At 68.2% G+C, this 25,784-nt stretch carries 22 protein-coding genes and 1 tRNA gene; 11 read left to right on the top strand and 12 right to left on the bottom strand.

Annotation, left to right across the window (positions count from 1 at the left end; translation table 11 throughout):
• Window positions 1-95: 95 nt before the first annotated feature.
• Window positions 96-950, bottom strand: coding sequence for a Sir2 family NAD-dependent protein deacetylase (locus tag E3T19_RS12985; RefSeq protein ID WP_088456220.1), 855 nt, complete (start codon window positions 948-950; stop codon window positions 96-98).
• A 162-nt stretch (window positions 951-1,112) separates the two neighbouring features.
• Here E3T19_RS12985 and E3T19_RS12980 point away from each other — a divergent pair, with 162 nt between their 5' ends.
• Window positions 1,113-1,916: an RNA methyltransferase gene (locus tag E3T19_RS12980; protein ID WP_088456219.1), complete on the top strand. Its 804-nt coding sequence runs from the start codon at window positions 1,113-1,115 to the stop codon at window positions 1,914-1,916.
• Between the two features lie 63 nt (window positions 1,917-1,979).
• On the top strand, window positions 1,980-3,203 hold the full coding sequence (locus E3T19_RS12975; protein ID WP_134409035.1) for a D-alanyl-D-alanine carboxypeptidase family protein: 1,224 nt from the start codon (window positions 1,980-1,982) through the stop codon (window positions 3,201-3,203).
• Here E3T19_RS12975 and E3T19_RS12970 read toward each other — a convergent pair.
• On the bottom strand, window positions 3,200-4,039 hold the full coding sequence (locus E3T19_RS12970) for an SGNH/GDSL hydrolase family protein (protein WP_134409034.1): 840 nt from the start codon (window positions 4,037-4,039) through the stop codon (window positions 3,200-3,202). The two genes, E3T19_RS12975 and E3T19_RS12970, sit on opposite strands and share 4 nt — an antisense overlap.
• Before the next feature lie 182 nt (window positions 4,040-4,221).
• Between E3T19_RS12970 and E3T19_RS12965 the strand changes: the two genes are divergently transcribed.
• Window positions 4,222-6,033 (top strand): DEAD/DEAH box helicase, encoded by a 1,812-nt coding sequence (locus E3T19_RS12965; RefSeq protein WP_088457996.1) that lies wholly within the window; start codon window positions 4,222-4,224, stop codon window positions 6,031-6,033.
• A gap of 137 nt (window positions 6,034-6,170) precedes the next feature.
• Window positions 6,171-6,650 carry an Lrp/AsnC family transcriptional regulator gene (locus tag E3T19_RS12960; protein ID WP_066595420.1) on the top strand — a complete coding sequence of 160 codons (480 nt, stop codon included), beginning with the start codon at window positions 6,171-6,173 and terminating at the stop codon, window positions 6,648-6,650.
• 183 nt (window positions 6,651-6,833) lie between these two features.
• Here the strand turns inward: E3T19_RS12960 and E3T19_RS12955 are convergent, their stop codons facing one another.
• From E3T19_RS12955 to E3T19_RS12935, 5 genes are all read right to left on the bottom strand, one after another.
• Entirely contained in the window at window positions 6,834-7,037 is a 204-nt protein-coding gene (locus tag E3T19_RS12955; protein WP_035840308.1) for a cold-shock protein, read from the bottom strand.
• Between the two features lie 250 nt (window positions 7,038-7,287).
• On the bottom strand, window positions 7,288-8,127 hold the full coding sequence (locus E3T19_RS12950; protein WP_194087780.1) for a DUF3097 domain-containing protein: 840 nt from the start codon (window positions 8,125-8,127) through the stop codon (window positions 7,288-7,290).
• 10 nt (window positions 8,128-8,137) lie between these two features.
• Window positions 8,138-11,539, bottom strand: coding sequence for an error-prone DNA polymerase (locus E3T19_RS12945; protein ID WP_134409033.1), 3,402 nt, complete (start codon window positions 11,537-11,539; stop codon window positions 8,138-8,140).
• Between the two features lie 71 nt (window positions 11,540-11,610).
• Window positions 11,611-13,230 (bottom strand): DNA polymerase Y family protein, encoded by a 1,620-nt coding sequence (locus tag E3T19_RS12940; protein WP_134409032.1) that lies wholly within the window; start codon window positions 13,228-13,230, stop codon window positions 11,611-11,613.
• Window positions 13,227-13,976: a hypothetical protein gene (locus tag E3T19_RS12935; protein ID WP_174776230.1), complete on the bottom strand. Its 750-nt coding sequence runs from the start codon at window positions 13,974-13,976 to the stop codon at window positions 13,227-13,229. Before E3T19_RS12935 ends, E3T19_RS12940 begins: the two co-directional genes overlap by 4 nt.
• 83 nt (window positions 13,977-14,059) lie before the next feature.
• Between E3T19_RS12935 and E3T19_RS12930 the strand changes: the two genes are divergently transcribed.
• From E3T19_RS12930 to E3T19_RS12925, 3 genes are all read left to right on the top strand, one after another.
• On the top strand, window positions 14,060-14,785 hold the full coding sequence (locus tag E3T19_RS12930; RefSeq protein ID WP_134409031.1) for an SOS response-associated peptidase: 726 nt from the start codon (window positions 14,060-14,062) through the stop codon (window positions 14,783-14,785).
• Window positions 14,786-14,876: 91 nt separating this feature from the next.
• Complete coding sequence (locus tag E3T19_RS19055; RefSeq protein ID WP_165787951.1) at window positions 14,877-15,041, top strand: hypothetical protein; 165 nt, start codon at window positions 14,877-14,879, stop codon at window positions 15,039-15,041.
• Between the two features lie 57 nt (window positions 15,042-15,098).
• The gene (locus tag E3T19_RS12925; RefSeq protein WP_134409030.1) at window positions 15,099-15,947 is read left to right on the top strand and encodes an SMP-30/gluconolactonase/LRE family protein; all 849 of its coding nucleotides are present in this window, start codon (window positions 15,099-15,101) and stop codon (window positions 15,945-15,947) included.
• A gap of 28 nt (window positions 15,948-15,975) precedes the next feature.
• Here the strand turns inward: E3T19_RS12925 and E3T19_RS12920 are convergent, their stop codons facing one another.
• Complete coding sequence (locus E3T19_RS12920; protein WP_240632461.1) at window positions 15,976-16,623, bottom strand: DUF1345 domain-containing protein; 648 nt, start codon at window positions 16,621-16,623, stop codon at window positions 15,976-15,978.
• 125 nt (window positions 16,624-16,748) lie between these two features.
• Here E3T19_RS12920 and E3T19_RS12915 point away from each other — a divergent pair, with 125 nt between their 5' ends.
• On the top strand, window positions 16,749-17,675 hold the full coding sequence (locus tag E3T19_RS12915; RefSeq protein WP_134409029.1) for a DnaJ domain-containing protein: 927 nt from the start codon (window positions 16,749-16,751) through the stop codon (window positions 17,673-17,675).
• Here E3T19_RS12915 and E3T19_RS12910 read toward each other — a convergent pair.
• A complete protein-coding gene (locus E3T19_RS12910; RefSeq protein ID WP_103459796.1) occupies window positions 17,672-18,562 on the bottom strand; it encodes a hypothetical protein in 891 nt (296 codons plus the stop codon). The genes E3T19_RS12915 and E3T19_RS12910 overlap by 4 nt on opposite strands.
• Window positions 18,563-18,627: 65 nt before the next feature.
• Here E3T19_RS12910 and E3T19_RS12905 point away from each other — a divergent pair, with 65 nt between their 5' ends.
• Both E3T19_RS12905 and E3T19_RS12900 read left to right on the top strand, forming a co-directional pair.
• Window positions 18,628-19,008, top strand: a complete 381-nt coding sequence (locus tag E3T19_RS12905; protein WP_088456210.1) for a hypothetical protein — start codon at window positions 18,628-18,630, stop codon at window positions 19,006-19,008.
• Window positions 19,005-20,600, top strand: coding sequence for an ABC-F family ATP-binding cassette domain-containing protein (locus tag E3T19_RS12900; protein ID WP_103459794.1), 1,596 nt, complete (start codon window positions 19,005-19,007; stop codon window positions 20,598-20,600). The genes E3T19_RS12905 and E3T19_RS12900 overlap by 4 nt, the downstream gene beginning before the upstream one ends.
• A 64-nt stretch (window positions 20,601-20,664) precedes the next feature.
• On the opposite strand, the gene E3T19_RS12895 is transcribed toward E3T19_RS12900, so the two are convergent.
• The 3 genes from E3T19_RS12895 to E3T19_RS12885 form a co-directional block, all read right to left on the bottom strand.
• The gene (locus tag E3T19_RS12895; RefSeq protein ID WP_134409028.1) at window positions 20,665-21,381 is read right to left on the bottom strand and encodes a hypothetical protein; all 717 of its coding nucleotides are present in this window, start codon (window positions 21,379-21,381) and stop codon (window positions 20,665-20,667) included.
• Window positions 21,382-21,416: 35 nt separating this feature from the next.
• Window positions 21,417-23,888 carry a GH36-type glycosyl hydrolase domain-containing protein gene (locus E3T19_RS12890; RefSeq protein ID WP_088456207.1) on the bottom strand — a complete coding sequence of 824 codons (2,472 nt, stop codon included), beginning with the start codon at window positions 23,886-23,888 and terminating at the stop codon, window positions 21,417-21,419.
• A gap of 330 nt (window positions 23,889-24,218) precedes the next feature.
• Window positions 24,219-24,303 (bottom strand) — tRNA-Leu (locus E3T19_RS12885).
• Window positions 24,304-24,408: 105 nt separating this feature from the next.
• Between E3T19_RS12885 and E3T19_RS12880 the strand changes: the two genes are divergently transcribed.
• Window positions 24,409-25,734, top strand: a complete 1,326-nt coding sequence (locus tag E3T19_RS12880; protein ID WP_134409027.1) for a M20/M25/M40 family metallo-hydrolase — start codon at window positions 24,409-24,411, stop codon at window positions 25,732-25,734.
• Window positions 25,735-25,784 lie beyond the last annotated feature (50 nt).

Genomic DNA, 25,784 nt, shown 5'->3' with positions numbered 1-25,784 from the left:
GCATGGCTCCACGAATACAATCACCACAGGCACCACACCGCCATCGGAGGCAAGCCACCGATCACGCGGTTAACTAACCTGCCTGGGCAGTACAGCTAGAGGTCGGTGAGTCTGCTCACCAACCCGGCGAACGTCTCCGACGTGCCTGCCTCCAGTTTAACCAGGGCGCGCCCGTCGCCCTTGGTCGGCCCGCGGTTGATCACCACGATGGGCAGCTTGCGGCGCCTGGCCTGCTCGAGCAGCCGGATCCCCGAATTCACCGCGAGTGAGGAGCCCGCCACGATCAGGGCGTCCGCCGCCCGCACCAACGCGGCCGCCGCGGTGAACTTCCCGGTCGGGACCAGCTCACCGAAGAACACCACATTGGGTTTGAGCAGTCCGCCGCACACCGAGCAGTCCGGCACGATGAAATTGTCGATGTCAACCACGATGGCGTCGCCGTCCGGTGCGATCTCGACCTGGTCAGGGTCCGCCAGCACCGGGTTGTGGGTCTCCAGGCGGGCGGCGATGCTGTCCCGGCCGAAGGCCTGCCCGCAGGAGAGGCAGACGACCAGGTCCATGGATCCGTGCAGGTCGACGACGTGCCGGGACCCGGCTCGGGTGTGCAGGCCGTCGACGTTCTGGGTGATGATGCCGCTGACCAGGCCGGCCGTTTCGAGGGCGACGAGGGACCGGTGCCCCAGATTGGGTTCGGCCGCCCGGAACCGGTGCCAGCCCAGGTGGCTGCCGGCCCAGTACCGCTTGCGCGCCCGTTCGTCGGCGAGGAAGGTCTGGAACGTCATCGGCACTCGCACCGGGGCGCCCGCCCCGCGGTAGTCGGGGATTCCGGAATCGGTGCTCACCCCGGCTCCGGTGAGGACCGCCGTGCGCCGGCCGCGCAGGATCGCGGCCACGGCGTCGAGGTCTTCTCCGGCCGCCGCCGACGTCGTCAGGACAGTCTCGGCCGTCATGATGCTCCATCCTCGTCCGTCGCCGCCGGCCGGGCCCCGGGGGAGCTGGCGTGGCGCCGATGTCCTCTGAGTCTAAACTGGTCAGTTTTCGGCTGTGTTACGGTTCGAGGTTCCGACGCCGGCAGCCGGCATCAGACACCACCCAGAAAGGCGGCGACTTTCGTGCAGATCGTCCCGATTACCGACCTCGATGCGCCCGGCCTCGCCGACTACTCGCGCCTGACCGACGTGGCCCTGCGCCGCGTGTCCGAACCGGCGAACGGCCTGTACATCGCCGAATCGGCCAAGGTCATCGGCCGGGCCCTCGCCGCCGGGCATCGGCCGCGTTCGGTTCTCGTGCAGGAGCAGTGGCTGCCGGATGCCCAGCGTCTGCTGGCGGACTGGCCGGATGTCCCCATCTATGTGGGCTCGGCGGCACTCCTGGAGCAGCTCACCGGCTACAACCTGCACCGTGGCGCCCTGGCGGCCATGCACCGCCCCGACCTGGCGTCGGTGGCCGACATCATCCGCGGTGCCCGGCGCATCGTGATACTCGAGGACATCGTCGACCACACCAATGTCGGCGCGATCTTCAGGTCGGTCGCGGGGCTCGGCGCCGACGCCGTGCTGATCACCCCACGTTGTGCCGACCCGTTGTACCGGCGCAGCGTCAGGGTGAGCATGGGGACCGTGCTGCAGGTGCCCTGGACCCGCCTGCCCGAATGGGACGAGGCCGCGACGGTTCTGCACGAGCACGGCTTCCACCTGGCCGCGCTGGCCCTGGCCGACGATGCCGTCTCCCTGGACGTCTTCGCGAACGACCCGCCGGATCGGGTGGCTCTGATTCTCGGTACCGAGGGCGACGGGCTGAGCCACACCGCGCTGGCCGCGGCAGACACCGTGGTCACGATCCCGATGCTGCACGGAGTGGATTCGCTGAACGTGGCCTCGGCCAGCGCCGTGGCCCTGTGGGCGCTCCGCGCCTAGACGTTTCACTGGCGCGCGGCGACCCTGCCAACCCGGCACGGCAGCCGTGGTTAGAATCATCGAATGTCTAACTCCCGTCGCCAGGTCTACCGCCGTCGGCGTTTCGCCTTCTTCGGCGTGCTCGCCGTCATCCTCGCATTCGGCGCCTACCTCACCAGCACGGGCCTCGCCCCCGTCTCCAGTACGGCCGCGACCCTCACCGAGCCGCCCGCGCTCAGCCAGGCGGCCGTCGAGCCCACCTGGCCCGGCCAGGGGGCCGGCGCCATCGGCGCCGTCGGCTTTGACGGGGTTCTGGGCTCCACCGGTGACCAGGCCTCGATGCCCATCGCCAGCATCACCAAGATGGTCACCGCACTGGTGATCCTCCAGGCCAAGCCGCTGACCGGCGACGAGCCAGGTCCCGACATCACCTTCACCGACGATGACGTCGACATCTACTACGACGCCATCGCGGAGAACGGCTCGGTGGCGCCCGTCTCAGCCGGTCAGGTGCTCAGCCAGCGCGAAGCCTTCGAAACGATGCTGATCCCATCCGCGAACAACTACAGCGTCTCCCTGGCCGTGTGGGCGTTCGGTTCCGTTGACGCGTACCTGGTCGCCGCGGCGGACTATCTGGCCGCGAACGGCCTGACCGGCACCGTCGTCGCAGACACCAGCGGGATCTCCGCCCAGAGCGTGAGCAGTCCGGCCGATCTGGTGGCCATCGGCAAGCTCGTGATGGCCGATCCCGCTCTGGCGAGCATCGTGGCCATGCCCAGCGCCGTGATCCCGACCGTGGGCACCGTGACCAATACGAACAAGCTGCTCGGCGTCGACGGCGTCGACGGCATCAAGACCGGCACCACGGACGAGGCCGGAGCCTGCCTGCTCTTCGCGGTCGACGTGCCGGTCGGCGACACCTCGGTCACCCTCGTGGGCGTCGTGCTCGGCGGGGACACTCACAGCGAACTCAACGAGAGCATCCTGAGCCTCATCGAGAGCGTGAGCCCCGGATTTCGCACGGTGACGCTGGTCGAGGCCGGCACCCCCTTCGGTACCTACACGACCCCCTGGGGCCAGTCGGCGCAGGCTGTGGCCGAGACGTCCGAGTCCGCCGTGGTGTGGTCGGACACCCCGATCGAGAGCACCGTCGATGTCGCACCGGTGACCCTGGGTGAGAAGGGCGATTCCGTCGGCAGCGTCGACGTGACCGTCGGGACGAACACCGTCTCGGTTCCGCTCGTCCTCGATCAGACCATCACCGATCCGGGGCCGTTCTGGCGTTGGACGAACCCCGGCGAGATCTAACCGATTCCGCGTTCGGGTACGGGTACGGGTACGGGTTCGGTTTCCGCCGCCTGGTCGAGTCTGGTCACCGGGTCCGCGTCCGGACGTTTGGGCAGGATGTTGTCTCCCGAGGACTGGTGACGCACCCGGCGCAGCACCCAGGGCACCAGAAACTCCCTCGCCCAGGCGAGGTCTTCGGTGCGCGCCTGGCGCCAGGTGATACCGGGCATCGGCTCCGGCAGCTGCGGCTCGAGCGGATTGACCACGTTGAGCGCGTCCAGCACCATCCTGGCCACCGTGTGATGGCCGAGCGGGTTGAGGTGCAGACGGTCGGGGGCCCACATCCGGGCGTCCTGGATCTCGGTCAGGGACCACATGTCCGCCACGATGGCGTCTCGGGCGGTGGCGATGGCGCGGATGTTCTCGTTGTAGATGGCCACCTTGCCTCGCAGACCCCGCAGCACGGGGGAGAAGCGCACATCGGTTCCGGTGAAGACCACCACCGTGGCGCCCTCGGACCCGAGCACGCTGACCGCGTCGTCGAGCCGCGCCGCGATGGCATCCGGGTCGCTGCCCGGCCGCAGCACGTCGTTGCCGCCGGCAGAGATCGTGACCAGATCAGGGTGCAGGGACAACGCGGGACCCACCTGCTCGGCCAGGACCTGGTTCATCAGCTTGCCGCGGACCGCAAGATTGCCATACGCGAATTCGTCTGAGCCCAGACTGAGCATCTCGGCGACACGATCCGCCCAGCCGCGGTTTCCGCCCGGGCTGGCCGGTTCCGGGTCACCGACACCCTCGGTGAAGGAGTCGCCGAGAGCGACGTAGCGAGACCACGGATGCTGCTGTTTCGACATGCTGTCAGTCTGCACCGTCGGGCAGATGTCGGCGCGAGTTGGTAATCTCTTATGAAGTGACTACTCCACCTGACTTCGGATCCGCTTTCCGGGAACCCTCGCACCGGGAGACCACTGAACCCGGATTGTTCGCCCTGCCTGACCGTGACAGCGTTCTCGCCGACACCGTCGATACCCCGCCCGTGTTCGGGCCGGCTCGAGGGCCTGCAGGCACCAGCGCCGCGGAGCACCTCTCCCCGGCTTTCCCCGAACGGGCCGCCTGGGGCACCGCGAGCAAGCTCCGCGCCTGGCAGGCCGAGGCCCTCGAGGCGTACTTCCAGCACCAGCCCCGCGACTTCCTCGCCGCGGCCACCCCGGGCGCCGGCAAGACCACCTTCGCGCTGCGCCTGGCCGCCGAGCTTCGGGCCCGTCGGGTGATCGACCGCATCACCGTGGTCGCGCCGACCGAGCACCTCAAACGCCAGTGGGCGGACGCGGCCGCCCGCGCCGGTATCCGCCTGGACCCCGGTTTCAAGAACGCCCACGGCCGTTACGGCAGCCATTTCCACGGCATCGCCGTGACCTACGCACAGGTGGCCACCCGCGCGGCGCTGCACCGTGAACTCACCCAGGCCAGCCGCACCCTGGTGATCCTCGACGAGGTGCACCACGGCGGTGACGCGCTGAGTTGGGGCGACGCCATCCGCGAGGCCTTCGACCCGGCCACCCGGCGGCTCTCGCTCACCGGCACCCCGTTCCGCTCGGACACCTCACCCATCCCGTTCGTGACCTACCTGCCTGACAAGCAGGGCATCCGGCTGTCCCAGAGCGACTACAACTACGGCTACGGCAGGGCGCTGGAAGACGGCGTCGTGCGCCCGGTGATGTTCATGGTCTACGCCGGGCACATGAAGTGGCGCACCCGCACCGGCGACGAGATGGAAGCCAAGCTCGGCGAGGGCAATACCAAGGACATCACCTCACAGGCCTGGCGGACCGCGCTGGAACCCAGCGGTCAGTGGATTCCCGCGGTCCTGCGGGCCGCTGACGCTCGCCTCACCGAGGTGCGGCACGGCATCCCGGATGCCGGCGGCCTGGTCATCGCCACGGACCAGACCACGGCACGGGCCTACGCAGCGATCCTCGAGGAGATTTCCGGCGAACCGGCCACCGTGGTGCTCTCCGACGAGAAGGAATCCAGCGACCGGATCGACGAGTTCTCGCACAACACCCGGCGCTGGATGGTTGCGGTGCGGATGGTGTCTGAGGGCGTCGACGTTCCCCGCCTGGCCGTCGGCGTCTATGCGACCAGCGCCTCAACGCCGCTGTTCTTCGCGCAGGCCATCGGCCGGTTCGTGCGCGCCCGACGTCGCGGTGAGACCGCCTCGATCTTCCTGCCCAACGTTCCCGGACTGCTGAGCCTCGCCAATGCGATGGAACTCGAACGCGACCACGCGCTGGATCGCAGCAACCGTGACGACGGCGACGACGGTATGTACAACCCCGAGGACGCCATGGTGGCGGCCGCCAATAAGTCCGACAAGGCCTCGGACGACCTCGGCCAAGAGGAATTCACCTGGCAGGCGCTGGACTCCCAGGCCACCTTCGACATGGTGATGTTCAACGGTGACGAGTTCGGTGAACTGGCCGAACCCGGAACGGACGAGGAGTTCGACTTCATCGGCATCCCCGGGCTGCTCGAGCCCGAGCAGGTCTCCGAACTGCTGCGCCAGCGGCAGCAACGCCAGGCCAAGCGCGGCTCTGAGCGGCGCACAGCGGCCGCCGCGGTCGAGGGTGCACCGGAGGAGCCGATGCCCCTGTATCGCACGCTCAAGGAGCAGCGGGCGCTGCTGGGCAGCCTCGTGGGCATGTGGTCGAAGCTGGCGGGGGAGCCGCACGCGATGGTGCACGCCGAGCTGCGCCGCCTGTGCGGGGGGCCCGCGGTCGCTCAGGCCAGCGTCACCCAGATCCAGAAGCGCATCGACCTGCTCCGCCGCCGCCTCGGCCGCAGCTGACCCGGCCGCAGCTGACCCGGCCGCAGCTTCACCGGCGTCATCCGCCGGAAACCCCACTGTGACGCAGTTGATGCAGGGGCGGGTGTCGCCGTCGAAGATCGGTCGATAAACTTGCGCTCAAACGAAAGAGAGCGTGTATGGATTCCAAGAAAGCCGACCTGGACCGCGTCGACCGGGCGCTGCTCCGCGCGCTCTCGGTCAACGCTCGCGCGTCCGGCGCCGCGTTGGCCGCCGAGATCGGCGTTGCCGAGTCCACGGTGTCCCTCCGGCTGCGCCGGCTCCAGCAGCTCGGCCACATCCGCGGCTACCGGGCCAATATCGACCTCGCCGCCCTGGGGGCTTCGCTGCAGGCCCTGATTTCGGTGCGGCTGGCGAAGCACGCTCGGGAGCAGATCGATGACTTCCGCAGCGCAGCGCCACACTGGCCGGGCGTGATCGGTTTGTTCCACACCGCCGGCGCCGACGACTACCTGTTGCACGTGGCCGCGGCGGATGCTTCCGACCTGCGCGACTTCGTCCTCGAGCACCTGGCGGAGCATCCGGCGGTGGCGCACACCGAGACCAACCTGATCTTCGAGTACGTCGACGGTGACGGCTGGCAGGACCTGGTCAAGTAGCACGACGGCCCGCTTCGCCGCCCAACCGCACCAACTGTTCCCCGTGCGGACAACTGCACCCGGCACGCCGGGCGCACGTGTCCGGATGGGGAACAGTTGTGTTGGGTGTGCGGCTTAAAAACACAACGCCCCCGCCGAAGCGGGGGCGTTGTTAGCAGCTTTAGAGAGCTGCCGCAGCTCTATTTAGAGGGCGCGGATGTTCTCGGCCTGGGGACCCTTGGGGCCCTGGGTTACCTCGAACTCGACCTTCTGGTTCTCGTCGAGCGACTTGTAGCCGTTCGAAGCGATCGCGGAGTAGTGCGCGAAGACATCGGCGCTTCCGTCGTCGGGAGCGATGAATCCGAAGCCCTTTTCAGCGTTGAACCATTTCACGGTACCTGTTGCCATTATGAAACTCCTCCAGGAGTGTTAGAAAGGCCCCGACTTTCGAGGCCGTTCGTCGCGGTATTCGTCGTCCGCTTCCGAAAGGAATAAGCCCGCACCGACCGGGGTCGATACGTTTTTTAGACGTGCAAGCACTACAACTACTTCGACAACACTAGCCCACATCGCTCGGTCTGCGTGAAGATCTGTGCGAAAAAACGATCAAAGTGTTACGAATTCTGACAGAAATGCTCAAAGTGTGCCGGTGACGGCGCTAATCGACGGTGACGAAATCAATCAGCTGTTCGACCCGGCCCAGCAATGCCGGCTCAAGATCGGCGTAGGTGCGGACCTGGCCCAGGATCCGCTGCCAGGCCCTGGCGATGTCGGCCTGGTCGTCGTGCGGCCAGCCGAGGGCAGCGCAGATGCCGTGCTTCCACTCGATGTTGCGCGGAATCTGAGGCCAGACCGGCAGATTCAGTCGGGCCGGCTTCACCGACTGCCAGACATCCACGTAGGGATGCCCGACCACCAGGACGTGCCGGCCGTGCGGACCGCGGGCGACGGCCTCGGCGATGCGGCTCTCCTTGGATCCGGGTACCAGGTGGTCGACGAGAACACCGACGCGGCGTGTCGGACCCGGCTTGAACTCCGCCAGCAGTTCGGCGAGGTTGTCCACACCCTCGATGTACTCCACGACGACGCCCTCGATGCGGAGGTCGGCGCCCCAGACCTTTTCGACGAGCTCGGCGTCGTGGCGGCCTTCCACGAAGATACGGCTGGCCCTGGCCACCCGCGCCGGCGCATCCGCCACCGCCAGAGACCCGGACGCCGTGCGTCCCCGGCTGGCCGGGGCGGCTGCCCGGGGCGGCACCAGGACGACGGGCTCGCCGTCGACCAGGAATCCACCGCCGAGCGGGAATAGCCGGAGCTTCCCGTGCCGGTCCTCCAGGGTGACGACCTTCTTCTCGACCCTGATCACCGCACCGCAGAACCCGGTGGCGACCTCCTCGACAACCAGGTCCCGCACGGCTTCCTGCTGGGGGACGACACGGCGGCCGGCCTCCCGCCATCCGGCGGCGAGCACGTCATTGGAGTATCGGTCTTCATTCACTGGATCGACGCTAGCGGAAGTCCCGCGACGACGTGTGGGCCGCCACGGTGAGGGGTTCGAATCGGTCGGCGATGAGGTTGACGACGCCTTCCGGCGAACGTTCGAGGATGCCGCGGATCATCAGGGCGGGGGATTCCCGGGCGATCCGGCGGAAGTGGGTCCAGACCCCGACGCTCACCACGACGTTGACGTTGCCGGTCTCGTCCTCCAGGTTGATGAAGGTGACACCGTTCGCCGTGGCCGGTCGCTGGCGGTGGGTGACAACACCACCGACCTCGATCCGGCGACCGTTCTCGCTGGTGGCCAGCTGGTTCGCGGCCAGTGCGCCCCTGGCGGCGAGGACCGGCCTGGCGTGTCGGATCGGATGGTCGTCGGTGGAAACCCCGGTGGCCCAGAGGTCGTAGGCCACCTGCTCGACAGGCGTCATCAAGGCCAGGAGGGGTGGTTGCACGGTCTCGAAGGAGCCGCGCAGGTGGGCGTCGGTCTCCTGGGCGGCTTCCCCGGCCGACCACAGGGCCTGTCGGCGTTCGAGGCCCAGCCCGTCGAAGGCTCCGGCGGTGGCCAGGGATTCGAGCTGTTCGGTGTTCAGCCGAGCCCGCCGGGCCAGGTCGTTCATGGACCGGAACGGCCCGAATCTGTCCCGGTCGGCGACGATCCGCTCAGCCACCGCCTGGCCGATGGAGCGCACATCGGCGAGACCGAGCCGCACGGCGAGGGCGCCGTCCCTGCGGTGGCCCCGATCATCCACGGGCAGGGTCCTGTCGTAGTCCGGCACCGCGGGTTGCTCGTGATCCAGACAGTCCGGGCGGCCCCCAGGCTCGCCCGACCCGTCGGCCAGCGCCTCGAGCAACGCGGCGGTGCCGGAGAGCTGCACATCGGGGCGCAAAACCTGCACGCCGTGCCTGCGGGCGTCCGCGACCAGGGATTGCGGCGAGTAGAAGCCCATCGGCTGGGCGCGCAACAACGCGGCGAGGAAGGCGCCGGGGTAGTGCAGCTTCAGCCAGGCGCTGGCGTAGACGAGCAGGGCGAAGCTGATCGAGTGGCTCTCGGCGAAGCCGAAGTTGGCGAAGGCCTCGATCTTTTCGTAGATCTCGTCGGCCAGGTCGCCGGTGATGCCGTTTCCGGCCATGCCCTCGTACAGGGTGGCGCGCAGGGAGGAGATCTTCTCGACCCCGCGCTTGGAGCCCATCGCCCGGCGGAGCAGATCGGCGTCCTCGCCGCTGCAGCCGCCCACGGCCATGGCCATCTGCATGAGTTGCTCCTGGAACAGGGGGATACCCAGGGTGCGTTCGAGCACCGGCTCGAGCTTGGGGTGCAGGTAGCTGACCGGTTCCTGGCCGAGCTTGCGTCGGATGTACGGGTGCACGGCACCGCCCTGGATCGGGCCGGGACGGATGAGCGCGATCTCGACCACAAGGTCGTAGAAGCGGCGCGGTTGCAGGCGCGGCAGGGTCCCCATCTGGGCGCGGCTCTCCACCTGGAAGACACCGATGGAATCGGCGCGGCAGAGCATGTCGTACACCCCGGCTTCCTCCCGAGGGATGCTCCCCAGGCTCCACTCCTCGCCGAGAGCGTCCTTGACCAGGTCGAAGGTGTACTGCAGGGCGGCGAGCATGCCGAGGCCGAGCAGGTCGAACTTGACCAGGCCCATCCAGGCGCAGTCGTCTTTGTCCCACTGCAGAACCGTCCGGTTCTCCTTGCGGGCGTGTTCGATGGGGCAGACCTCGCCGACGGGTCGGTCGGTGAGCACCATGCCGCCGGAGTGGATGCCGAGGTGGCGAGGGAATCCGAGTACCTGAGACGCGAGGTCGGCGACCTGGTCGGGGATGTCGTGATCGGGGCTCGACACCGCTGAACCCCAGCGTTCCACCTGTTTGGACCAGGCATCCTGCTGTCCGGTGCTGTAGCCGAGGGCCTTGGCCATGTCCCGAACCGCGAACTTCGGCCGATAGGTGATCACGTTGGCCACCTGGGCTGCGTTGAGGCGACCGTAGCGTTCGTAGACATACTGGATCACCTCCTCCCGCCGGTCCGAGTCGAAGTCCACGTCGATGTCGGGTTCTTCTTCCCGCAGGCTGGAGAGGAACCTCTCGAAGGGCAGGCGATAGAAGATCGAGTCCACAGCGGTGATGCCGATCACGAAGCAGACCGCCGAATTCGCTGCGGACCCCCGGCCCTGGCAGAGGATGCCCGAACGCCGGGCGAACTGCACGATGTCGTGCACGATCAGGAAATAGCCCGGGAAGTCCTTTGCCTCGATTACGGCGAGCTCCTTCTCGAGGCGCTCACGCACATTCGCGTTGTAGCCGGGGTACGCGCGTTCCGCACCGTCCCAGACCAACTGACGCAGCCAGCTCATGGGCGTGTGCCCGTCCGGAACGTGCTGACGGGGGAGCCGGGGCCTGGCCCGGCGCAACGAGAAGGCGAGCTCGTCAGCGAGGGGCACCGTTCGGGCGACAGCCCCCGGATACCGGCTGAATCGGGCGGCCATCTCGGCGCCGCTCCGCAGGTGCTGGGTGGGCGCCGCGGGCAGCCAGCCGTCCATGTCGTCCAGGCTGCGTTGGGCGCGCACGGCGGCCAGCGCGGAGAACAGCCTGAAGTCGGCCGGCTGGGCGTAGTGCACGTTGTTGGTGGCGAGCACGGGCAGGCCTGCCCGTTCGGCCAGTGCGGCCAGCCTGTCGTTGGTCACAGAGTCCTGCGGTCGGCCGTGGTCGACCAGTTCGACGTTCACACTGTCACGGCCGAACAGGGCGATCAGGCGGTCGAGCTCCCGGGCCGCCGCCAGGTCACCATCCTGCTGCATGGCTTGGCGCACCGCGCCGGACCGAGACCCGGTCAGGATGCTCCAGTGCCCGCCGGATGCCTCGGCGAGCTCCTCGAGGTCGTAGACGGGTCGCCCCTTCTCGCCGCCGGCGAGCTGACCGTGGGTGAGCGCCGCCGCCAGCCGGTGATAGCCGTCCTGGCCCCTGGCCAGGACCACGAGGTGGCTTCCCTCTGGGTCTGGCACCCCGTTTTGCCGACGGGTCAGCCCGAGGGACAGTTCTCCCCCGAAGACGGTGCGGACGTCCGGGTAGCTCTCCGCGGTTTCGGCCAGCCGGACCGCCCCGTACAACCCGTCGTGGTCCGTGAGGGCCAGGCCGTGCAGGCCCAACGCGCCGGCTTCCTCGAGGAGGTCCTCCGGAGAACTGCCGCCGTCGAGGAAGCTGAAGTTGGAGTGGGCGTGCAGCTCCGCGTAGCCGACGACAGTCTCGGCCGGCGGATGCTGCGGGGTCTGGGCCGCGTAGGGCTGGCGGTGTCTGGACCAGGCCGGGCTGTCGCCGCCGTCGGCCTCGGCGGGCGGGCCGCCGGGGCGCCGGTCGGAGAGCCGGCGCTCCAGTTCCGACCAGGGAATGGGCGGGTTATTGAATCCCATCGGGGTGACCCGTCCTCTCTGCTCTGCTGGTCGGCCCCGGCCCGGTCATGCCGGGCCTAGTCATACCGGGCCTAGTCATACCGGGCCTCGGCGCGCCAGCCGTCGTCGTCCAGTGCCAGCAGCCACGCGCCGTCGCGCTCGTCGACGATCTGCGCCCGGTGCACGGTGCGCGCGGCCGCCGAGTCCCACCATCGTTCTCGCACCGGCCACGGGCCGGCCCAGGCCAGCACCCGACTCGGCTGGGCCCCGCCGGCGCCCTCGAGGAACCGAGGTGCCGAGAACCGCGCCGGCTCACCATCGAACGCGCCGCGGTCATCGACGCGCAGGGACCGGCCGTCGTCGGCGACGAGAGCGACCGGATGGCGTTCCCGGTACACCGTGGCGGGGAGCAGCCCGTCGAGGCTCCCCGACCAGGGCCTGGCGGCACCGGCCGGACTCCCGCCTGGACTGCTGCTCAGACCACGGCCCGACGAAGCGGCACCGTCATCGCCCCAGGGCACGGAAAGTTGTCGGTCGGCAAGCATCCGCCCACCGCCGATGGCCGCCGTGACGACACCCGCGTGGCCGACCAGGCCCTGCACCCGGGTGAGGGCATGGTGGATCCGCTCGTCGGGCCCCGTTCCCCACAGGCCGTCCTCGTGGTTCGCGACGGCGTCGACCCGATCGGGGGAGAAGACCACCCGGACGACGCCGGCGGCCAGGCCGGAGTCGGCCCGCCCCTCGCCCTGTAACTGCCAGCGCACCCTGTCGATCAGCTCGGAGGCCGAGAACCACCGGGGATGCCGCCAGGTGCGTTCGGTCAACAGACCGTCTTCGGTGCTGACCAGGATCGAGACGGCCGTGCAGACCAGGGTCTGCTCCCGCAGACCCTGCACGAAGGCGTCCGCGGTGCTGCGCAGCGCGAAGGCGAGTTGGTCGATGCGATCCAGCGCCGGTTCGAATTCCTGGCCGCGGTCGAACACCGGGGTGGGGGTGCGGGGCACGACCTCCTCGTGCTCGCGCCCGGCCGCCCTGGCGTGCGCCTGCGCCGCAGCAGCACCGAAACGACGATGCACGTCCAGGGCGGGCAGGGCGGCGAGCTGGCCGAGGGTGTGCACCCCGAGCCGGGCCAGCAGGGTGCCGAGCCCCGCCTCAGCCACTGCCGACACGGGCAGGGGTGCCAGGAACGCGGCGGATTCGCCGGGCGGGACGACGTGAACCCGAGGTTCAGGCCCGACACCAGCGGGACCGACCGCCCGCGCCGCCTGCTCGGCGGCAAAGGGGCCGTCGGCGATTCCGACCCTGGCCTCGGGAAGTCCGGCGCCGTGCAGGTAGCCGAGCATGGCTCGCGCCGCGGCGGCCTCACTGCCGTAGTACCGCACCGGGCCACGGGCGCGGATCGCGCAGGTGCCGGGCCGGAGCACGGCCACACCGGGCGTGATGTCCTCGAGGCCATCGAGAATCGGGTCGAAGGCCCGCCGGTCCAGCGCGGGGTCATAGGGCAGCACGACGAGGTCTGTGCACCGGAACTGGGCCTCCCGCACGGTCAGTCCGCGCCGGACGCCCAGACGGCGCGCCTCGGGCGAACAGGCGAACACCAGCCCGTGGTCGATGAGAGCCAGCGGGGCATCCGCGGGCAGGCCGGTGGCCGACCGAGCGGCGAGCACCGGCCAGTCCGGGCACCACAAGACGATAGTGCGTTCGCGGTTCATGACTCAGCCCGCTGCCGGCTGCCGGCCCGCGCTCGGCCGCCTCGGCCGCTGTCCAGACGCGGGGCAGGTTCGGCTTCGCCCGGGGTGGCGACCTCCGGAAGGTGCACAAGCGTGGAGCGCCGTCGTCCGGAGCCGTTCCGCCCGGAGACGTGGACGGTCACATCTCGACCTGCCAGGTAGCCGTGTCCGGCGCCCAGGCCGTCCCAGCGGGTGTCGGTGACCCGAAGTGCGGCCTCACCCTGGGGCCAGGTCCCGGCGACGATCAGGGTGCAGCCGCTCTGCCGCAGCCGCGCGGCGAGCCTGGCCGCCTCCGCGTCGCCGACCGCACGCTCGGGATGCACTACAACGATGGGCAGCACATCCACCAGCGCCGCCGTCACGGCCAACCACTGATCGGCGGGGGAGGGAACAAGCACTATTCGCTCGAGGTCGATTCCGAACCCGATCGCCGCCTCCGCGCCGAAATCGGGTAGACCCACCACGGCGCCCCATCCGCCGTCCACTGTCGCCGCGGCGAGCACGGCCATGATCAGCGACGTCGAGTTGTTGACCGTGTAGACCACACCCGTGCGCAGGATCCCGTCGGGAAGGAGCCCGGCGAGGACCCCGGAGACGGGCCGCCCACCGGCATCCCAGCGGTCGCGCTGCATTCCGTGGATGCGCGCCTGGAGCTCGCTGACCCGCTCGGCCGCGGAGCCGGCGGGAGAGCCGGCTGCGTGCGCTACGGAGGTCAGCGGAATGGACACCCTCTAATTTTCGAACACAGATTCGATTTCGTCAACCCGTGTGGATAACCGGGTCCTCCTCGGAGGCACGGTAACCTGAGCCTATGTGTGGGCGATTCATCATTACCGATTCGGCGCCTGACCTCGCCGCCATGTTCGACATCGAGCACGAGGCCGGAGAGCTGCCGGCGGCGTCCTGGAACGTGAAACCGACCGAGCAGATCGCCATCGTGCTCGAATCGATGAAATCAGATCCGGTCGTTCGCCGGCTGGAACCGGCGCGCTGGTCGCTGGTGCCGACCTTCTCTCCGGAGCTGACCGCCGCGTTCGCCACCTTCAACGCACGGGCCGAGACCGTCGCCGAGAAGCCGACATTCCGCACCGCCCTGGCCAAAACCCGGGCCATCGTGCCGGTCACCGGCTACTACGAATGGCACACCGTGGGAACCACGAAAACGCCGTACTTCGTACACTCCGAAGACGGCCTGCCGCTGGCACTGGCCGGACTGTACTCGTGGTGGCGCAATCCCACTCTCGGTCCCAACGACCCGGCCCGATGGGTGCTGACGGCCACCATCCTCACGACAGCCGCCCAGGGCGCACTCGCCGAGATCCACGACCGGATGCCCGTTGTGCTGCCTGAAGAGTGCTGGGACCGCTGGTTGGACCCGCACGCCGATGGCGATCAGGCCCTCGTCGACGCGGCGGTCGAGGCTTCCTCGGAGGCGGCGGCCGGGTTGGCCTTTTACCAAGTGGCGCCGGTCTCCGGTGATGCGCCGGACCTCATCGACCCGCTCGGCCCGGAGCGTGAGGTCGGGTACAGCGCCTGACCGGCGCGCAGCTCCACGCCGTGCCCGGCGAACTAGTACTCTCGAAACGAGCCCGGATAAGCTTTCGCGGCACCGTTGAGAGGAACATTCCATGCCCATTCTTACCTTCGTCGTCGCGATGGCCATCTTCGTCCTGGGCCTGTGGCTGTTCGGTTTGGCCTTCACCGTGACCGCCTGGCAGGGCGCGATCTTCTTCGCCGGCATCCTGGCCGTCAGCGCGGCCGTCGCCATCCCGATGCGGGCACTGCGCAACTAGCCCGCCCGATGATGCCGGGCCGGCACCCAGCCCGACCAGCCCAGCCACGAGGAACCCATGCGCGCCGAACAGCTCACCGACCCGATCACCTTTCACGGTGAGGGTCCGGTGTTCGCACAGTCCTGGGGCGGACTGCGCCTCGTCGACCTGTTCGCCGGTGACGTTCTGTCCCTGGCCGCCGACGGCACGGTCACCCGGCGGCACGTGGACAGCATCGCCGCGGCCCTGCGACCGCGCGTGGGCGGCGGTGCGGTCATCGCCCTCGAACGCGGTTTCGCCCTCGAGGACGCCGACGGCACCCTGACCCGACTGCCGGAGGTCTGGGCGGATCCGAGCGTGCGGATGAACGACGGGGGCGGCGCTCCGGACGGCTCGTTCTACTGCGGTTCGATGGCGTATGACCAGCGCACCGGCGCCGGATCGCTCTACAGGCTCTCACCGGACGGCTCCGTGGAGCTGGCCCTGGCCGACGTGACCATCTCGAATGGTCTCGCCTGGAGCCCGGACGGCTCGTTGGCCTACTACAACGACACCCCGACCGGCCGGATCGGGGTCTTCGATTGGGCCCCGGAGACCGGACTGACCGGGCTGCGCCCCTTCGTCGACATCCCCTCCGCCGACGGCTACCCCGACGGCCTCACCGTGGACAGCGAGGGCGGCGTCTGGGTCGCGCTGTACGCCGGTGGGGCGGTGCGCCGCTACTCGCCGGAGGGCACCCTGGACGAGGTCATCGAGGTGGCCGCGCAGCGGGTCACGGCGTGCACCTTCGGCGGCGACGACCTTCGCCGGCTGTACATCACCACGTCCCGCGAAGGTCTCGCCCCCGGCGAGGACCCGCTGGCCGGCTCGGTCTTCACGGTGACCCCCGGGGTGGCCGGACTGGCGGAAGCGCCCTTCGCCGGTTAGCGGCCCGGCACGGCGCCGCGGCCACGGCTCAGAGGCCGGCCACGAGGTTGATCAGTGTTGCCAGGATGATCGAGCCGAACAGGAATGACATCAGCGCGTGCCGCAGGGCCACCGCACGAATGGTCGACGACGTCAGTGATGTGTCCGACACCTGGAAGGTCATCCCCACTGTGAAGGACAGGTACGCAAAGTCCGCGTACCTGGGCGGCTCCAGCTGGTTGAAATCGACGCCACCGTCATCATCCGCGTAGTACAGCGAGGCGTACCGCAAGGCGAACAGGGTGTGCACGAGCACCCAGGACAGCGCGACGACGACCAGCGCCAGCGCGGCGAGCAGGCCCTGGCCCGCCCCCTCAGCGGCGCGTGCCTGCACCAGCACGATGAGGATGCTGCCGAGGCTGGCCAGGCTCGCCAGGATCAGCAACAGGTCGGTGATGCCCCGTGACGGGTCTTCCCTGGTGGCGTGCGCGGCCGTGGTGGCGGCGTCCAGCGGAGCGACGCTGACCCAGACCCAGCCGATGTAAAGCACAGCCGCGACCGCCCAGCCGATCGCCGGCGCCAGCAACCAGTTGCCCAGCAGGCCAGACGCCAGACCCGCGAGGATGCCGACGGTCACCATGACGATGAACCGGGTGCTCGATCGGTGCACCCGGGGAACCGGAGTTGAGGTCTTCACTCGCTGATCGTTGCACAAATCAAACGCTGCGCGGGCGCCACCCGGTGTCGGGGAGATACCAGCAACGCTGGCTAGGCTGGGAGACGTACGACCCAACCCGTTCCAGGCCGAAAGAGACCGCACGAATGTCAGAGAGTCCGGCCGCAGCCAGCCCCTACGAGGTGCTGGGCGTGAGCCCGTCGGTGACCGACGAGGAGCTGCGACGCGCCTACCGCCTCAAGCTGCGGCAATCCCACCCAGATGTCGGCGGCAGTGCGGCCTCCTTCCACGCCGTGCAGATCGCCTGGGAACGCATCGGAAGCCCGGAGTCCCGGGCCGCCTACGACGGGGCCCGCTACCCGGAGACCGAATACTCTGGCGCCAGCACCGCGTCACGCCCGACAAGCAGGCCCACCTCGGCCGGGATGAAGGCCAGGATGCACGGGCATCCCGGCGGCCACTCCCGCCAGCGTTATCTCGCGATGCTGCGGGAATGGGCCGGTCGCGGCACCGTCATCGCTGACCCGTACGCCCCCGATCTGGTGCGGTCCGCGCCACGGGAGATCCGACACCGGCTGGCCAAGGCCCTCGCCGAGGAAAGCACAGCCCAGCTGATCTCGGGCCTGGGCATCGGCTACACCGCCTGGCACGACATCGCCACCCGCGAGGACGTCGAGAAGATCGACCACGTCGTTCTCGGCCCGGCCGGACTGTTCGCTATCCTCTCGGATGACTGGGGGTCGCCCGTTCAACTCAAGCGCGGCGAACTCGTCGGCGATGGCCTTGCGCCAGGCGAGGAGCCGCTGGACGAGTTCGCGTCCGCGGCACGCATCCTCGCCAAGTCCCTGCGGGTGCGCTTCACCGCGCTCGTCGTGGTGGTGCCTGATCAGCTCGTGGCAGAACCCGTGTCGCTGCCGAGCCGAGGCAGGCGGCCAATGGTGGTCGTGATCCCACGGTCCCGCCTGGTCGGGGTGCTGCGTGACGGCATCGCCGGGATGGAACGGGGCAGCTTCGAGAAGGTGTTCGAGCTGCGCAGCACCCTGCAGAACGGCATCCGCTTCGTCGAAGACTAGGCGGGCGCGGCCGCGCCGAGACCGAGCTTCTGCACCCAGTAGCCCAAAAATGCGGCGCCGGCCTCATCGTGGATGAGGTCGCCCTCCACGATCACCGGGTACGGCCGCTCCAGGATGCCGTCGGCCGGGCGCACGTCCACGTGTGCCACCTCGTAGCCGGCGGCGTGCAGGTGGTCGGCCATGAGGTAGTCGCTGCGGGAATCGCCCACCGAGCGCCACAGCCGGGGGAGCGGTCCGCCCTCGGCGAAGAAGGCCAGGGCTCGCTTGGCGGCGTGGTCCTTGTCAAGGTCGACCGATTCGATGTCGGTGGAAATGATGGTGGTGTCGATGCGGAACGGGACCGTTCCCTCGGCGTCGGGGGAAACCCTGTCGCCGAAGCGCACGCCCAGTCCGTGGTCGATCATGATCGTGTACGCGGCGTCCTCGAACGACGCTTGAGCGGCGTGGTAGGCAGCCCGGTCGACATCCGTGCGTTGTTCAACGGAGACCATCGCGAGCTTGGTCTCGTCGAAGAACATGGTGTCGGCGTAGTCGGCGGCGACCAGCTCGCGGATGCGGCTCACGACGGGGTCAGGCAGGGCGACGCTGGCGTCGACGACGACCTCGCCCATGCCGGTCTGGGTGATCGGGAACCACACGGCGCCCTTCTCGCAGACCCCGTACATGCGCATCTCGCGCGGCAGGCCCGCGGCGACCAGCGGGGCCACCACCTGCTCACTGATGAACTGCGCCGACCGACCGGTGATGAAACCGATGGGTACGTTCGCGCCGGCCAGGGTGATGAGGTCGGTGATGATGCTCGGTGTGGCGATGGTGCGGGTGTCCGGGCTGGCGATCGGACCATCGACATCGAGCAGCAGGCCGAGCGGGGAAACAGTTTCAGGCATGCTTCATTGAACCAGTTCCCGCCCCGGGGCGTTGGCGCCCGTCGCAGCACCTATCGTTGAACCTGATGATTACCAGACGAGAAGCAGCGCTCCGCCTCGACATTCCCCTCGAGATGGCGCAGCGCCACGACCTTCCCAGCCGCATGACCGAAGCCCAGCTCGCCGAGATCGAGAACAACCCGCCGGCCTGGCTCGTGCAGTCCCGTGCGAACCGCACCGGCAAGAAGCCCGTCTGGATCGAACTCACCTGCAGCGTGTGCGGGTTCACCGAGGCGGCGCGGCCGAAGAAATGGTGGCCGACGTTCACCTACCTCAGCTGCGACCACCACGGTTACGACGAGCTCCCGGCCGCCGCGGCCGGCCTCAGCCGCCGCGAAGTCGACGGCATCGGCAGCCGGTTCATCGGCATCGTCGACGCATCCGAGCAGGGGGAGCAGGACTCATGAGCCTGATCCGGCTGAACGACGTCACCGTGCGTTTCGAAAACACCCAGGTGCTCCGCGAGACCTTCTTCAGGCTTGAGCCGGGCGACAGGGTCGGCATGATCGGCCGGAACGGGTCGGGCAAAACCACCCTCATCAAGCTGATCCTCGGTCAGGTGACGCCGGACACCGGTACCGTCACCGTCGACGACGGCGTGAAGATCGGCTACTTCTCCCAGTTCTCCGAGCTGAACGGCGAGTCCACCATCACCGAGGTCCTCGACGCCCTGTTCGTGGAGATCAAGGCCGTCGAGGCCGAACTCGCCTCCATCGACGTTGCCATCGCCGCCGACTCCTCGGCCAGCGCCGAGCTCGACAGGCTGATCCACCGCCAGTCCGAACTGTTCGAGGACATGGACCGGCTGGACGGCTGGGACTACCCGCGCCGGATCGACGCTGCCCTGACCATCCTCGGCTTCGACGAAGCGCACCGCAGCTGTGCGATCGACGAACTCTCCGGCGGCTGGCGCAACCGCGCGGCCCTGGCGAAGATCCTGCTCGAGGCACCGGACGTGCTCCTGCTCGACGAGCCCACCAACTACCTCGACGTGGCCGGCGTGGAGTGGCTGGAGGGCTGGTTCCGCGACTTCAAGGGCGCCGCCGTGATCGTGTCGCACGACCGCACCTTCCTCGACGCCGTCGTCACCCGCATCATCGAGTTGGAGAACTTCCACCTACACGAGTACCCGGGCAACTTCGGCGAGTACGTGGTTCAGAAGCAGTTCCGGCTGAAGACCCTCGAGCAGCAGTTTGTGCACGAGTCCGAACTGCTCGCTTTCGAATCCGAAGGCATCGCCGACCGGCGCGAGGCCCAGAAGAACGCCAGCCGCAAGCTCGGCAGCCAGCTGGCCACCATCAAGAAGTCCCGCACGCCGCGGCCGGTCGACAAGATCATCACCGAAATCTACGGCGGTCTGCACGTGAAGGATGTGCTCTGCCGGGTGGAGATGCTCAGCAAGGCCTACGGCGAGAAGGTGCTCTTCAACGACCTGAGCTTCGAAATCCGCCGCGGCAACCGCATCGTGGTGCTCGGTGCCAATGGCAGCGGCAAGACCACCCTGCTCCGGGTGCTCACGGGTGAGGAATCCGCGGATCACGGCGAGGTCGACTGGGCGAAAGGCGCCGGGATGGTGTCGTACAACCAGGTACTCGCCGAACTGGACGACACCGACACCGTCAGCCACGCGGTCAACGCGCTCGAAGGCAGCCTGGCGTTCACGGCGACCCGCAAGTCGGTGAACCGGTTCCTGACCATGTTCCAGTTCTCCGAGGCCGACCTCAAGCAGAAGATCGGCAACCTCTCCGGCGGCCAGAAAGCCCGGGTGGCCATGGCCCAGTGCCTGCTCTCCGGTGCGTCGGTGCTGCTCCTGGACGAGCCAACCAACCACCTGGATATGTCCAGCACCCAGGTGATGGAGCGGGCCCTGTTGCACTTCCCCGGCGCCGTGGTCGTGGTCAGCCACGACAGGTTCTTCACCGACAAGATCGCCAACCGTCGGCTGATCTTCGGACAGCTCGGTGCCGACCCCGGCGAGGTCGAGGTCGCCGTCGCCTGACCGCCTGACCGCCTGCCGGCGCGGCCCGCGGGTGTGGGGCTGCTCTTGCGACCCCTCAGGATCGCTAGGGGCCGGCGAGGGTGCCGTCCGGGAGGGCCTCACGTATCGACCCGGGACCGGTGCCCAGGTAGAGCGGCCAGATCACCTCGGCGCTGCCCGGTAGTTGCCAGACCAGACCCTCGAGCGCGGATGCCTGGTACAGCGGCTGGCCGGCGGGCCGCCCGGCGCCAGGCTCCTGGATTTCCGTGTACTCGGAGGTCGGGTCCTCGTCGACGTAGCTGCGGGCGCCATCCCAGGCCGGCTCCAGATAAGCGACGATGGCCGTTCCGGCCGGCACAATCCGCGAGCACTCGTCCGGGCCGGCCGAAGCGAATTCGATGTACACGCTGCCGTTAACGGCCGGGTCCAGTGTCCCGTGCACAACCGTGACGTTCGACACGACGATCACCGCGCTTCGCGTCGTCGACGTCTCCTTCGATGCGGAGTAGGTGCTGTCGCGGCCCGCCTGGATCCGAGCGATCTCGCCCATGATCACCACGGTGCTGTCCCCGGCCAGCACCGCCAGTGACTCGATCGGGTCGTAGTCCACGATCCCCGGTGGGCTGCACGCGGTGAAGACCTCGTCAGCACTGGGCCCGGCCGGCGCCGACCCCATGGTCGGGCCGGCGGCGGACGGAGCCGTGGCGTCGCCGTGGCCGCATCCGGTGATCAGCACACCGACGCACGCAACGGCGACGCACAGCTGCCAGGCCCGTGCGCGGGCTGTTCGGTAGACGTCCATACTCACTAGTATCCGGCCGGCCGCAACTGGTTCCCCTACAGGGTCGCGCGCACCTGCACTGTCGCGCCGGCGGGCGCGTACGGAACCGTGCGCCCCTCGATGGCAACACCGTCAACCTCGAGGCTGGCGCGCGAGCCTTCACGGCCCGAGTTGGCCACGGTGATGACGTACGTCGCACCGCGGGCCTGCCGGGTCACGGTGAACTCCGCGACGTCCGGTCCGATCTGCGGGTCGACCACGAGACCGTCGTAGTCGGTGCGCACACCCAGGAGGTACTGGGATACGGTCACGAAGTTCCACGCCGCCGTGCCGGTCAGCCAGGAGTTCTTGGCCTCGCCGTGCCTGGAGGCCTCCTTGCCGGCGATCATCTGGGCGTACACGTAGGGCTCGGTGCGGTGCACCTCGGAGATGTCTTCCCGGTACGCGGGGGTGATCTTCCGGTAGTGGTCGAACGCCTTCGCGCCGCGGCCGATCACGGTCTCGCCGATGATCACCCACGGGTTGTTGTGGCAGAAGATGCCACCGTTCTCCTTGTAGCCCGGGGGATACGTCGAGACCTCGCCCAATTCGATGCGGTAGCTCTTGTACGCCGGGTACTGCAGCACCAGGCCGTGCTCGGAGCCGAGCAGCCGGTCCACGGAATCGAGGGCACGGAACGCGGGACTGGTCTTGACCGGGGTGCCGTCGCTGTTGTGCTCGACGCCGACACCGGCGAGGACCGCGAAGCCCTGCGGCTCGATCCAGATCTGACCCTCGGTGTCCTCGGCCGTGCCGACCTTGTTGCCGTAGAAGTCGTAGGCACGCAGGAACCAGTCGCCGTCCCAGCCGTGCGTCAACAGTGCCTGGCTCATGTCGGCGGCGGCCTTGCGGGCCTTGTTCGCCTGCACGGTGTCCCCACCGCGTTCGGCTATGGTGGCGTACTGGCCCGCGGCGAGCACGAACTGCGCGGCGATGAAGGTGGACTCCGCGACCCCGCCGGCCTGGTTCTCGGTGGTCTGGAAGGACTCGCCCGGCGTTGTCGAGAAGCAGTTCAGGTTCAGGCAGTCGTTCCAGTCGGCGCGCCCGATCAGCGGCAGCCCGTGCGGACCGAGGTTGTTCAGGGTGAACTCAAACGACCGGGTCAGGTGGGTGTACAGGGTCTCGGCGAGAGCGTCGTTGTTGTCGAACGGCACCACCTCGTCGAGGATCGTGTAGTCGCCGGTCTCCTTGAGGTAGCCGTCCACCCCGATGATCAGCCAGGCCGGGTCGTCGTTGAAGCCGGACCCGAGTTCGTTGTTGCCCCGCTTGGTGAGGGGCTGGTACTGGTGGTACGCCGACCCGTCCGGCAGCTGGGTCGCGGCGATGTCCAGGATGCGTTCGCGAGCGCGGTCCGGGATCAGGTGCACAAAACCGAGCAGGTCCTGGGTCGAGTCCCGGAAGCCCATGCCGCGACCGATGCCGGTCTCGAAGTACGACGCCGAGCGGCTCATGTTGAAGGTCACCATGCACTGGTACTGGTTCCAGATGTTTACCATCCGGTTGAGCTTGTCGTCGGGCGAGGTCACCGTGTACGCGGAAAGCAGGTCCGTCCAGTAGACCCCGAGGGCGTCGAAGGCGGCATCCGCGGCCTCGGTGGTGGACAGACGCGCGAGGAGGGCCTGGGCCCGGGTCTTGTTGATGACCTGCTTGGCGTCGTCGGCCCACTTCTCCTCGCCGGTCTCGGCGTTGTTCTCGACGTAGCCGAGAACGAAGACCAGGTCACGGCTTTCCCCGGGCTGCAGGGTCGAGTCGACCTGGTGGGAGCCGATCGGGTACCAGCCGGAGGCCATCGAATTCGCCGCGGCGCCTGCGTGCGGGACCTTGGCCTCCGCAAGGGTTTCGTAGAGGCCGACGAAGGTCTCGCGGTCGGTGTCGAAGCCGGCGATCTCGGCGTTCACGCCGTACACGGCGTAGTGGTCGCGACGCTCCCGGTATTCGGTCTTGTGGTAGATCGCGCTGCCGTCGACCTCGACCTCGCCGATGGAAAGGTTGCGCTGGTAGTTGGTCTGGTCGTCCTGGGCGTTCCACAGGCAGAACTCCAGGTAGGAGAACAGGGAGAAGGTCTTGACCGCATCCGACGTGTTGGTGATCGTGACCTTCTGCACCTCCGCCGTCTCACCGAGTGGAACGAAGTACAGCGTGGAGACCCGCAGGCCGCCGCGTTCGCCGGTGATGCGGGTGTAACCCATGCCGTGCCGGGTTTCGAAGAAATCGAGGTCCTTCTTCATCGGCAGCCAGCTGGACGTCCAGACGTCGTCGCCGTCCTTGATGAAGAAGTAGCGTCCACCGGAGTCTGTGGGGACGTCGTTGTAGCGGTAGCGAGTCAGGCGGCGCATCTTGGCGTCCTTGTAGAAGGTGTACCCGCCCGCCGTGTGCGAGACCAGCGAGAAGAAGTCCTCGCTGCCGAGATAGTTGATCCACGGGTAGGGAGTCAACGGGGTCTCGATGACATATTCCCTGGCTTCATCGTCGAAGTGGCCGAACTTCATGCGTGCACCTTTTCGGTTTCAAGGGACCGGGTGTCGCGGGGATCCATTGTTCTGAATCCGCCGGCGCAGCCGGGCCTGGTCTCTGTGAGAGCGCTCTCACGAGCGCCTGGGATGACTCTAGCATCAGGATTGTGGCGACGGCACGTGACCTGTCGCGTTCCGGGAATCTTCACCGGGCGCAGAGCGCGGCGCACCGTCGGTGCGCGCTGACGACGAGCAATACCGAGTCGCCAGAAGTCTCGTTAAACGAGACAGGGCCGGATCCTAAGATCCGGCCCGTGAACTGTCTCAACCAGTTCTCGTTGATCGTTGTCTTACCAACAATCTCCGTGTCCGAGGGGGGACTTGAACCCCCACGCCCTATACGGGCACTAGCACCTCAAGCTAGCGCGTCTGCCATTTCCGCCACCCGGACTGGATGTTTTGGCCGCAGTTATGTTTTGCTGCCGGGGAATAACTTAGCACGGATCCAAACCACTTCCGGACACCGGTGGGTTCCACGCCCGGTAGCGTGAACTGCATGACAGCCCCCGCCACCAGCCCCGCTTCGGCCAATGCTCTCGACCTCACCACCGAGATCGCCCGCGACCTCATCAGGTTCGACACGACGAACTATGGCGAGGGGCGCTCCAACGGCGAGACGGATGCCGCGGAGTACGTCGCCGAGAAGCTGCGCGCCCTTGGCCTGGCGCCGGAGCTGTTCGATTCGGAGCCGGGTCGCACCAGCGTGGTCGCCCGGGTACCCGGCCGCGACCGCAGCAAGGGCGCACTGGTCGTACACGGCCACCTCGATGTGGTGCCCGCCGACCCGGCGAACTGGTCGGTGGATCCGTTCGGCGGCGAGATCAAGGACGGCATGCTGTGGGGGCGCGGCGCCGTCGACATGAAGAACATGGACGCGATGATCCTGGCGTCCCTCACGGATGTGCTCGACCAGGGTGGCCAGCCAGAGCGGGACCTCGTCATCGCGTTCTTCGCCGATGAGGAGGCCGGGGGAGTGTACGGCTCGCACCACCTCGTCGACACCCGCCCGGACCTGTTCGCGGGAGCGACCGAGGCCATCAGCGAGGTCGGCGGCTACTCGATCAGCATCGGCGGCCAGCGGGCCTACCTGCTCCAAACCGGTGAGAAGGCTCTCATCTGGCTCAAGCTCGTGGCGCACGGCCCGGCCGGCCACGGTTCCCGGCTGGTCACGGACAACGCCATCACCCGGCTCGCCGAGGCCGTCGCCAGTGTGGGTCGGCGGCAGTGGCCGATCCGCCTGACGAACACCACCCGGCAGTTGCTTTCGGAGATCGCCCGGATCCTCGGTGTGGAGCCGCAGTCCATGGGTCCGGACGAGCTGGCCCTGGCGACGGGCACAGCATCCGGATTCATCCAGGCGAGCCTGCGCACCACCATGAACCCGACGGTGTTGCAAGCCGGCTACAAGCACAATGTCATCCCCGATCGCGCCGAGGCCCTCATCGACGTGCGTTCCCTGCCCGGCGAGGAAGACGCCGTGCTGGCCGAACTGGCCGAGCTGGTCGGCCCGGATATCGAAATCGTGGTGATGCACCAGGACGTGGGGCTGGAGACCGAGTTCGCCGGCCCGCTGATCGACCGGATCGTCCAGACCCTCGGCACCCACGACCCGGGCGCTCCGGTGCTCCCGTACCTCATGCCTGCCGGCACCGACAACAAGGCGTTGAGCAAACTGGGCATCAAAGGATACGGCTTCGCCCCGCTGAAACTCCCAGCCGATTTGGATTTTCCGGCGCTGTTCCACGGCGTTGATGAGCGTGTGCCACTGGACGCATTAGTGTTTGGCAGGACGGTTTTGACCGATCTGCTGACGACGTACTAGCCCACTGAAGCGCTAACGGCCAGCACACCGCACAAGCGAAACGAGTATCA

The organism is Cryobacterium sp. TMT4-31, from assembly GCF_004403385.1.
In the GTDB taxonomy this organism is placed as follows: Bacteria; Actinomycetota; Actinomycetes; order Actinomycetales; family Microbacteriaceae; genus Cryobacterium; species Cryobacterium zongtaii.
The sequence above is the reverse complement of the archived record's forward strand: the minus strand, read 5'-3'. Positions and strand labels throughout refer to the sequence as shown.